The organism is Devosia polycyclovorans (assembly GCF_042181575.1).
GTDB lineage: Bacteria > Pseudomonadota > Alphaproteobacteria > Rhizobiales > Devosiaceae > Devosia > Devosia polycyclovorans.
This window is the reverse complement of the sequence record NZ_CP170085.1, coordinates 43,359-53,589: the sequence shown is the minus strand read 5'-3', so window position 1 is coordinate 53,589 and position 10,231 is coordinate 43,359. Positions and strand designations below refer to the sequence as shown.

General features: G+C 58.3%; 8 protein-coding genes, 2 pseudogenes and 2 other annotated features. Of the genes and pseudogenes, 3 read left to right on the top strand and 7 right to left on the bottom strand.

Translation table 11 applies throughout. From position 1 onward, the window contains the following. Positions 1–1,315: 1,315 nt before the first annotated feature. The 4 genes and pseudogenes from ACE4RL_RS19055 to ACE4RL_RS19040 all read right to left on the bottom strand — a co-directional run bounded on the left by ACE4RL_RS19055 (position 1,316) and on the right by ACE4RL_RS19040 (position 5,095). Positions 1,316–1,945 carry a cytochrome c gene (locus tag ACE4RL_RS19055; protein ID WP_116587601.1) on the bottom strand — a complete coding sequence of 210 codons (630 nt, stop codon included), beginning with the start codon at positions 1,943–1,945 and terminating at the stop codon, positions 1,316–1,318. Positions 1,946–2,459: 514 nt separating this feature from the next. Further along, positions 2,460–2,849, bottom strand: coding sequence for a c-type cytochrome (locus ACE4RL_RS19050; protein ID WP_375600400.1), 390 nt, complete (start codon positions 2,847–2,849; stop codon positions 2,460–2,462). A gap of 14 nt (positions 2,850–2,863) precedes the next feature. Continuing rightward, on the bottom strand, positions 2,864–3,703 hold the full coding sequence (locus ACE4RL_RS19045; protein ID WP_116587603.1) for an exo-alpha-sialidase: 840 nt from the start codon (positions 3,701–3,703) through the stop codon (positions 2,864–2,866). A 184-nt stretch (positions 3,704–3,887) separates the two neighbouring features. Then, positions 3,888–5,095, bottom strand: a pseudogene (locus ACE4RL_RS19040) (IS3 family transposase). Then, positions 4,719–4,834, bottom strand: a sequence feature (AL1L pseudoknot). (Overlaps the previous pseudogene by 116 nt.) Before the next feature lie 261 nt (positions 5,096–5,356). Here ACE4RL_RS19040 and ACE4RL_RS19035 point away from each other — a divergent pair. From ACE4RL_RS19035 to ACE4RL_RS19025, 3 genes and pseudogenes are all read left to right on the top strand, one after another. Next, on the top strand, positions 5,357–6,979 hold the full coding sequence (locus tag ACE4RL_RS19035; protein WP_165836741.1) for a L,D-transpeptidase family protein: 1,623 nt from the start codon (positions 5,357–5,359) through the stop codon (positions 6,977–6,979). After that, entirely contained in the window at positions 6,976–7,269 is a 294-nt protein-coding gene (locus ACE4RL_RS19030; protein ID WP_116587605.1) for a heavy metal-associated domain-containing protein, read from the top strand. The genes ACE4RL_RS19035 and ACE4RL_RS19030 overlap by 4 nt, the downstream gene beginning before the upstream one ends. A gap of 50 nt (positions 7,270–7,319) precedes the next feature. Beyond that, positions 7,320–7,506: pseudogene (locus ACE4RL_RS19025) on the top strand (IS3 family transposase); the annotation flags it as partial. Continuing rightward, positions 7,346–7,461, top strand: a sequence feature (AL1L pseudoknot). Its footprint overlaps the pseudogene before it by 116 nt. A gap of 105 nt (positions 7,507–7,611) precedes the next feature. On the opposite strand, the gene trbI reads toward ACE4RL_RS19025, so the two are convergent. The 3 genes from trbI to trbG are packed head-to-tail and all read right to left on the bottom strand — an operon-like array spanning position 7,612 to position 10,218. Next, positions 7,612–8,922, bottom strand: coding sequence for an IncP-type conjugal transfer protein TrbI (trbI, locus tag ACE4RL_RS19020; RefSeq protein WP_375600333.1), 1,311 nt, complete (start codon positions 8,920–8,922; stop codon positions 7,612–7,614). Further along, entirely contained in the window at positions 8,909–9,388 is a 480-nt protein-coding gene (locus ACE4RL_RS19015; protein ID WP_375600334.1) for a conjugal transfer protein TrbH, read from the bottom strand. Before ACE4RL_RS19015 ends, trbI begins: the two co-directional genes overlap by 14 nt. Positions 9,389–9,393: 5 nt before the next feature. After that, positions 9,394–10,218, bottom strand: coding sequence for a P-type conjugative transfer protein TrbG (gene trbG / locus ACE4RL_RS19010; protein WP_375600335.1), 825 nt, complete (start codon positions 10,216–10,218; stop codon positions 9,394–9,396). Between the last annotated feature and the right edge of the window lie 13 nt (positions 10,219–10,231).

Here is a 10,231-nt window from a genome sequence, read left to right as displayed (position 1 = left end):
GGCCAACCTACGCAACTCGCTTCATCTTGATAGACTTCGAAGTGTTGATGTCCGTGCGGCACGTCCGCTGTAACGCAACGATCGTCGGCAACGATGCTTGCAGCGCCGTCATGGGCCATGGCGAAGCTCGTCGCCATGAGCATCACGGCGACCACAACAGTCAGAGCTTTTCGAACCAATGCTCCCATCATGGACAGGAATATACCCTAGCCCGCGCATCCTGCCAGCACCCAATTGTCGCACGCGGGTAAACCGCCACAACATTGGCGTTGACTAATGGTTTTGGTGAACGGCCAATCGGTGAAACGATTCGCAATGTCCGGGCGCGGCCCCCACTTGGGGCAAACAAACAAGGGGACGAGTATGGCGACAAGCGTAAACGACCACCGAGGAGATTGCGGATAGCCACTCTTGCCATTCGTTCTGAGCTCCTACTCAAGGTCGAGCAGATACGTCGCCATATCCTCCAAGTGCTGATTCAGAAGGTAACGCGTACTACCTTGGATAACTTCTGACATGCTTCCACCAAAGACGTCCCCATCTGGCGTGACACCCGAACGCAGGGCCTGCACCAAAGTGTCTTTGTCGTAGCCTCTGGAGGCCAGAGCTTGAGGAGTTATTGGTGGGGAACTTTGTCCATCGAGCATGGCGGGGTCGCCGCCCAGTTCTTCATCTTTGGGGAGGCCTCCGGCCATGTTGCGAGGAACATGGCAGGCCGCACAGTGAGCCGGCCCCCACACAAGGTATCGTCCCCTGTTCCAGGAGGCGGACTTGTTGGAATCAGGAACATATGCGGAGGGCTTTTCGAAAAGTGTACGCCAGAGCTTTATTCCGGATCTCAGATTGAAGGGGAATGGTACTTCGTGGCTCTTGGACAACCTGTCTGAGGGCGGCGTGTCTTGGATTGCCGCCCAGAGATCTGCTAGATCGCGGTCCGTCAGCGAGGCATAGAACTCGTAGGGGAAAGCGGGGTAGTACGCCTCCCCTTCCGGGGAAACACCCTGTCGGACCGCTCGCGCGAACTGTTGAAAGGTCCAGGACCCGATCCCAACGTTGGGATCAGATGTGATGTTAGGCGCGTAGAATGATCCAAATCTAGAGTTGAGCGCGTCGCCACCCGACAGCGGCTCTCCTCCAGCACGGGTGTGACATGTGACGCAGCCAGAAAGCCGCGCCAGATAGGCACCACGCTTCGGGTCTCCGTTCCCCTGCGTCAAAGGAGTCGGCGCTGGGAGGGGCGACATTTGAAGTGCGAGCAGTGAGAGCGAAACGAGGATTATAAGAGCGACGAGGGCAGTTCTGAGCCTGAACATGGCTACCGCCTGAACTGTGAATGGCACGACGCACATGTCGCGGCAATGTCCGAGTAGATTTCGCCTACCGTGCGGATGGCGATCGCCTCTTCAGACTGCGTGGACTGAGCCGCTTCTCTGTCAGAGGTCAGGTTCGCTGCTCGCTGGGGGGCCAATCCCATGAGCCACTCGAAATCCATCGCCGCCCATTCAGTGGCAGGCCCACTCGTTACCGTTTCCTCTGCTTCTGACATTCCGTTTGCTGGTTCGAGCATGCGTTCTCCTGCCTGCCCAAGTTCCTCCCCCAGCACCCCGAGTTGATCGGCAAGCTGGCTGAACTCCTCCCACCGCGCCCATATTGCAGGCTTCGCTTCGGACGGAGGTTCAATGCTATCTGGTGGAAAAAGGTCAGTCATGGCGGGTCCGGCGTGCATGGCGATCATCTCCGCCGCTGCGATAACGGTCTCTTCGTCGCCTTGGCCAGGTGAGGATGCGATCGGCGCCAGGGCTTTGACCTGTTCGCTCAACATCATCATTCCCATCATGCGTTCGCCAACAATGCCAGTCGCACCGTTGTGGCCCAGGGCAGATATGGCTCCAATAAGGAGTATCCCGCAGGCCAAGGACCCCAGGTAAGAAATATGTCGATTCATCAGTAATCCAGTGCTGAGTTGTCAGAGCGATCTTGCGATGTGGCTCAGCAGCTCGGCGGTCTTAAGTCGTTGGACTTGATGTCGAGCCAGATGTTCGTGGCGGTGTAGGCACCGTATTGGTGGATTGCAGGCATGTTGAAATCCACTGGGTGCTCGGCTGGGCCAAGAATTAGAACGCCGCAATGAAGTGCTGTGTCGCCTTGATGATGCGAAACGTTTTCATGATGCCCGGGCTCCGAGACTGAGGAGCGTTCCTCCACCTGGTGCCGACCTCCATCGAACTGCCAGTCTCCGGCGTGCGCTCCAACGAAACCCGATAGCAAGACCACAAGAACGGCCAGGACAGTGGCTATGGTTCTGTACGTTCTCACGCGCGGTTCCCGAATTGGCGGACACTCATCCACCAGGAGTCTGGTCGGTAGAAGTGATTCTATTAATATCCCACGAGGACCATCTGCGGGGCAACACTGAACCCAGCATATTGGAGCACCGCCATGGGCGCGATTATGCTGCACTAGTCCTTGGATGGCAAACTGCGGGCCTGCTGGTAATCGCGCTCGCGCTTGGGCCAGGTGCTCTTGATGTACTCTAAAATATCCATGATCTCTTCATCTGACAGAACGTCAGCGAACGTAGGCATGTCAGTCTCGTATCCGGGAGCAATGGCTTCCAAACCATCCCGTATCATGATCAGGAGTTGCTCATCGGAGTGATGCCAGGTGTGTCCATCGGCATTGTGCGGAGGAGCGGGCAACCGGCCGCTGGGCAATCGCTGCATCCAATCGGGCTGGCCCTCCAAGTTCGTACCGTGGCAGCTCGCACAAAACTTTGTGTAGAGACCTCTGCCGGCATCTTCCGATCCGCTGCAGGCGGCGAGTATCAGCGGCAAAACGAATGCCAGCAGAAGTCCTGCGCGGCTCACTGCCCAAACGGAGCCCAACTTTCGCCACCGTTCATACTGGCGAGCACATTGCCTTTCTGCGTAACGGCGACCAGATCATCGCCATCGCTATTCCCCGCGGCGAGATGCAGGACGACATCTTCCCCCACTGGAACCGAAATCTCTTCCCATTTGCCGTCAATGCCGCGCCTCAGAAGGCCGGCGCCGACGTAGTAGGCGTACAGAGAACCCTCTGTGTCCATGTAGACGGCAGTGACAGGCACACCAGCTGGCCCGATGCGTGACCACGTAACGCCATGGTCCGAGCTCTGCATAAGGCCGTCCGTCGTTCCAGCGAACAGTTGCCCCTCTGAAGAACCCGCGGTGATGTCTATAGTCTGCTCAGGCGCCGGACCGCGCTCTACCCAGCTCGCACCACCGTCCATGCTCATTTGTACGCCGCCATAAAGGCCGTAGATCAGAGATGGGTTCACCTGGCTTACCGACATGGCGTGAAAATCAACTGGTCCATCCGCTCCGTCCGAGATGTGGGACCAGGTAGCCCCCCCATCGGTTGAACTGATGACGCCGATGTTCCCGCCGGACGCAGGATGTCCGCTGGCAAAGAGCCTTCCGTCTGGAGCAATCGAGAAACCCATGAAGTCGTCAGGTGCAGATGCGAGCTTCGCTTGGCCATCCTTGTTCACCAGGTACACGCCGTTGTGGGTTGCCAAAGCGATGCCCGACCAAGGTTCTGGCAGAAACGCCACACCATGGATGTGGGACAGTTCGGAGACGTCGACCGTTTCAGCATGAGCATGGCTCGCCCAAAAGGGGGCAGCTGCTATGAGAATTAAAGGGGAGATCCAGTTCTTCATCTACGAGCCTCGCTTAATCTTGCCCGTTCAGTTAGCTCAACAACCACAGAAGGTTTAGGGCGTGACGATAACGAGTGTGTTACAAGGCAAGTCCGCACTCATTGAGTAGGAGCAACGCGTTCTCAAAATCGTGACAAAGGCAATTTGAACCGCGCCGGCTTTGCCGGAGGCCATTTGGTCTAAGCTATGCGGCCATAGCCGGTTGATCCAGTGCGGCGTAGTAATTTGCCTCGGCTTCGGCGGGCGGGATGTTTCCGATTGGCTCGAGCAGCCGCCGGTTGTTGAACCAGTCGACCCATTCGAGGGTGGCAAACTCTACCGCTTCATAGCTGCGCCATGGGCCGCGTCGATGGATGACCTCTGCCTTGTAGAGGCCGTTGATGGTCTCGGCCAAGGCATTGTCATAAGAGTCCCCAACGCTGCCCACTGAGGGCTCAATGCCGGCCTCGGCCAGCCGCTCAGTGTACTTGATGGACACGTATTGGCTGCCTCTATCGCTGTGGTGGATCAGGCCGCCTCCATGCAATGGCCGCCGGTCATGCAGGGTCTGCTCCAGGGCGTCTAGGAAGAAACTGGCATGGGCGATCCGCGACGCACGCCATCCGACGATGCGGCGGGCATAGGCATCGATGACGAAGGCCACGTAAACGAAGCCGACCCATGTGGCGACATAGGTGAAGTCAGAGAGCCAGAGCCGATCAGGTGCCGGGGCATGGAACTGGCGGTTCACCTGATCGAGCGGACAAGGAGCCGCCTTGTCGCTGATCGTGGTGCGGACCGGTTTGTCGCGAATGACACCCTGCAGGCCGAGGTCCCGCATCAGCCTTTGCACTGTACATCGCGCAACATCGAACCCTTCCCGCTGCATCTGCCGCCAAACCTTGCGGGCCCCATAGACCGAGAAGTTCTCGGCAAAGACCCGCATGACCTCAGGCTTGAGGGCTTCATCGCGTTGGGCGCGAGCCGACAGCCGCGAGGGATCACGCTGCTGGGCAACATGCTCATGACGGGTGGAGGGGGCGACTGGCAGGACCCTGTAGATCGGCTCGACCCATAATGCCCACGATGTTTGTCGATCAAGGCGATCCTCGCTTCAGTCGGCGGCCGAGCTCCGCCTGGGCGAAGTACGCGGAGGCTTTGCGGAGGATCTCGTTGGCCTGCCGCAACTCCCGGTTCTCCCGCTCCAGAGCCTTGAGCTTCTCGGCCACATCGCTGGGCACTCCAGCACGCCGGCCACCATCGACCTCGGCCTTCTTCACCCAGTCATTCAGGGTGTGGGCCGAACAGCCGATCTTCTGGGAAACCGAAACCACGGCCGCCCAGCGCGACCAGCACCATCCGCACCGCCCGGGTTCGCACCTCGGGGGAAAACTTGTTCGTTGTCTTGCTCATCAGGCTCTATCCTACTTGGGAGTTAGAGCCTCCGACAGTCCCGGTGCGGTTCACTTCCATGGTTCGAGGTGCCTATCGCAGGAAAGATCGTGATCCTGTCATCGCCGATGTCGTCGTGCTTGCCGCTTGCGAACTTCGGGGATGTCTTCAAACCCTCGTCACCGCATTGTCGCCGAATTCGGCCCTAGTCTAATGTGCGCAGGGTTTGCCGCTACGGTTAAGTGAGTGATGACACCAACATTAAGTCGCAGGATCATTCCCATGCTGATGCTAATCGGCACATTGGCCATGGCGCTCACGGTGCAGCAGGCGACAGCTATCGGTCATTCAGAAGCAGCATGTCTCGGAGAGGTCCACCAGGACGACACTGAGGACGAGGCGTTGCAACACACGCACCACGCCAAGCGCTGTTACCCTGTTGCGTATGCAATCGTGGCGCCGGTAGGGGTGGTCCTTGATATCAATAACGGGATCTCGATTTTCGGCCCAGCGGCCGACGAAGCTCCGCCGGTCAACTCTGGAAGGTCCAAGCATTTCCGTCCTCCGCGTTTCATCTGCGCCGCGATCGCAACTCGACCGACGCAGCCGTATTTCGGCGCTCAGTCGCACGAACGCCAATACAGGATGAGAACGATGAAAAGACGAAATTTCCTCGGGCTACTGCCCATGGGCATTGCTGCCGCCACCCTCCCGACGATAAAGTCGGCAAGGGCCCAGTCTCTTTGGGATATGATGAACCAGAACCGTTCGCTCAGCGATGCAGAACGGGAGGCAAACAGCGCTGCCGCCATTCAGGCCATCGACACTGTTGAGCCGATCCTGAGTTATGACACGGCCAACAACCTTCAGATGGCGATCGCCCAGTACGAGCCGTTCGTCGCGAGCGGCGGCTGGGAGCAGGTGCCGCAGGAGACATATGGCGTCACCATTGGCGTAGCACGCGATGGTGTTATCCAACTCAAGCGCCGCCTGCTTTCATCCGCAGATATGGCCATGGTCGAGCGGGTTGACGACGTCATGGATGCGCCCACCGATGCCGCATTGCGCCGGTTTCAGGCCCGCCACGGACTGCACGTCAGCGGACAAGTGGACGAGGCAACCTGGTATGCACTCAACGTCCCGGCAGAGACACGTTTGCACCAGCTTCGGCTGAACTTGCTCCGCGTGCAGAATATGGTGTCGGAACTTGCCGACCGCTACGTCGTGGTCAATATTCCCGCAGCGTTCATCGAAGTGGTGGAAGGTGGTATGGTCCAGCGGCGACACACTGCCGTGGTCGGTCGAATTGATCGGCAAACCCCCATTCTCAAGAGTCGCATCCATCAGATCAACTTCAACCCGTATTGGAACGTGCCGGTGTCGATCATCCGGCGCGACCTGATAAAGTACATGAATGAGAATCCAAATTATCTGACAGAGCAGAAGATTCGGATCTTCGATGGCAGCGGAAACGAACTGCAGCCCAGCCAGATCAATTGGCAGACCGAGGAGGCGGTGAACTACAGCTTCCGACAGGATCCGGGACCGCTGAATTCGATGGGGAACGTGAAGATCAACTTCCACAACCCCCACGCAGTCTACCTCCACGACACACCGACCAAAGGCTTGTTCGGCGAAAACGCCAGATTCTATTCCTCGGGCTGCGTGCGTGTGGATCAGGTGCAGGATTTCGTTGCTTGGGTGCTTCGCGACAACGGCGACTGGGGACCATCAGATATTCAAACCGTGTTCGCGACCGGAGAACGTAAGGATGTGGACGTGAGCAGTCCTCCGGAAATCCATACGACCTATATTTCGGCGTGGGCCAACCGCAATGGCGTGGTCAGCTTCCGTGATGATATCTATGAATTCGACATGGCCGGCAAAGTGACCTTCGAGACATGACCCGTGCGGAGAAGCTGACTTTCGCTGTCAAGGGGATGGGCTGTGACGGTTGTGTCGCAGCCATTGAGAACGCCGTCATGTCAATGCCAGGCGTAGCGTATGTTGGTGTCTGCCTGTCATCGATGACTATGACAATACGCCCTTGCGAAGGTTTTGACTTTGAGACCACTGTCGCCGAGGTTCGCTCACTTGGCTATGACGTCAACAGGGAAGGGCAACTTGACGCCGCTCTTCAGTCGGACTGTCCATGCCGAGACTATTCTCGGCGCTCCGGGGGCGGCATGGTCTAGATCACCTCATCAGGCTTAACGACAGGCGCCGCCTTGGTCTGGCATGGATGGCTAACGAGATCCTCCGCAAAGCCTCCGCATACTTCGCCCAGGCGGAGCTCGGCCGCCGACTGAAGCGAGGATCGCCTTGATCGACAAACATCGTGGGCATTATGGGTCGAGCCGATCTGCAGGGTCCTGCCAGTCGCCCCCTCCACCCGTCATGAGCATGTTGCCCAGCAGCGTGATCCCTCGCGGTCGTAGGTCCGTGCCCAGTGCGCTTCCCTCATGCGGACCGACTGCTCTCAAGCGAACTGACTAACGGTCCGAATGGCAGGAATGGGGCGCGTAGCTGGCCGGCAGTTAACTGCTATATGGCGCTGAGAGATTCAAATCTTGGTCGACCAAGATATTGAACCTGTATCCGGGCCGAATTTCCAGTGTTGGCTGGACCTCCAAGTTCCGATCAAGCGTCTTGCCGGCGACTTGATCGAAGGTTTCTGCAAAGTTCTGCCCGGCAGCATTTTGCAGGTTTCGCGACCCTAATTGTGCTTGAACAGCCGGCCTATCCGCTTGAGGAGACAGCACATCCAGCCCCGTGCCTATCGCCGCCACGAGGATAGCAGAGCCAAAAATGCGCAGGAAATGGTTATCCACCTGATCCCGAAACCCGCCAAAGCCCTGCGTGTCAATACCGGCCATGCCACCAATCTGCAGTGTCGAACCATTGGGGAAGATCAAATCGGTCCAGATTACAAGAACCCGTTCCTGTCCGAATGACACCTCAGAGTCGTATCGTCCAAAGACTTTAGTCCCCTGTGGAATGAGTAGATGGTGACCAGAAGCACTGTCGTACACGTTTTGGCGCACCTGAGCCGTGATCCGTCCAGGCAGGTCCGAGTTTATCCCTGTGACGAGTGTTGCAGGGATTACTGAGCCGCGCTTGAGCTCATAAGGAGACATTTGCTGCACGACCTGTTTCGGGAGATAACCGAGATCCTCAATATCCTGATTGAGAAATGCGTCCTTGCCGGATTGATTGTTCGGATCATCGGTCGGAGCTGACGTCGCGGCACGCATCGCTGAGGCGTAGAGCTCTGCCATCCCACCTGATCCCAGGATGGGTGATGGGCTGGCAGACAAATTTTCCGAAGGCCCCTGCCCTACCGCCAGCTCCGATATGTCCACCCCCATTGGGCTGTTCCGCGCATTGGCCTGGGCTTGCACTGCAGCCAATTGCTGGCGGTTCTGTTCGCGCACCAGAGCTTCTTCCTGCTCGCGCAACAAGCGTTCGCGCCAATCCGCCTCTGGTTCGAGTGACGAAGCCTGTGCTGGAGGCCGACCTGTAGGCTGAAACGGGTTTGCCGCCGGCATGTCCTCGCCGGCTTCACTAACCTCGGGAGGGAGAATGACCAAAGGCTCGGGTCGTGGCTCTCCGATGATGCCATCAGAGATTCCGCGTTTGATTTCGTCGGCGAAATCGCTGGCTGGCTGCCCTTGCGCTTGCTCTGGCTGCTGGTTGACTCGGAACAAGCCGCGCTGCGAAAGCCCCCATACGATGACTGAAAAGAAGACGACAGCGAGCCCAATAAATACAAACACAGGGAGCCGGTTGAGGCGCCGAATGCGCGGTGCCCCAGGGTCTTTCCCGGCGGAGAGGTCAAACGAACTCACTGGACGCCCCCGATTCATTCTCCCGGTGAAGCACGGAGACCGGGCTTGACGGCGCCACGCCACCATCCGAAACGGCATAGAAACGGGTCAGCTCAACGGTCGAAGTGGAGAGGCGTGCCAAGACCAGCCCGTCACCGGTGTCGAGAGTGAAGGCTAGCGGAATGGCATCAGCCCCCTGTGCCTCCGGATCCACGGCATAGCCGCGTTCCCGCAGATGTTGCTCGAGGGCGAGTGCGAAGGTCGATTGATCGGACATTAGCGCGATCGTGCCGGTTCCAGCTCCGACATGTTGCTCCAGCTGGGTCACCAGATCTGCGGCAACGCCGTTCGCGGCAGCAGTATCGAGTTCGGCTGCGTCGAGGCTGGCCATGGGAGAAAAGTAGCCGCCCGTGGTGGCGCAACCGACAAGGATGGCGGTCATTGCCAGCACCGCAATGCAACGCGGCACGCTTTTTGAAATAGCCATGACGCTCACCCGCCCCTGCTGATGGAAATTTTTTGTTGGCTGCTCCCAACACCGGAAATCAGCACGGCCCGGTCAACCAGGTAGTCAACGATCATCATGTCGTCCTTAAGCCGGTAATTGACGATCTGGTTCTCGCCACCGGACACGACGTAAAGGACCGGGGCATCGCCGCTGCCTAGGTATGCGGGGAACTGGATGTAGGTTTTCATGCCATCGGTGTAGATGCGGGTCGGCTTCCAACGGGCATCGCCCGCCATGGAAAAGTCAAAGCTCAACTGTTCGGCCGGCACACCTGCACCTGGAATGACGCTGGCGGCGATCCGCTGGTTGACTACTTCCAGCTGCTGACGGATTTCGTCCGGGTAGCTGAAGGCGACGCGCGCCATATATTCGGTGGCGTGCGATTGCAGATTGATGTGATAGGTCCGGCGTGACGTGGTCACGACCATCGAGGTTTTGAGACCTACTTCTGCCGGCTTGACAATAATGCTGATCCTTTGCCCTTCCGATGACCCGGAGGAGGCTGGCTCGACCTGCCACCGCACGGTGTCACCGACCAGCACATCGTGCGCGGCCTCGCCAGCCTGGAGCTGGATTTCGCAAAGCTGCAACGGTGAGCAGACCACCGTGGGTTGCGTTTCGCCATAGAGATAGATGACCTGGCCATCGGGCCCACGAGTCATTACCGCGCCGTCATTCTGCCACTGGTTCGATAGATCCACCCCCTTGTTGGCATTGAACTCTGCGCTCTGCGCGAACCCAGGCATGACTGAGCCGAACAGCACTGCGATCGCGCACGCGCTTAGGCGCGGCGTCCTTCGTTTCAACATCACATTCTCCAAG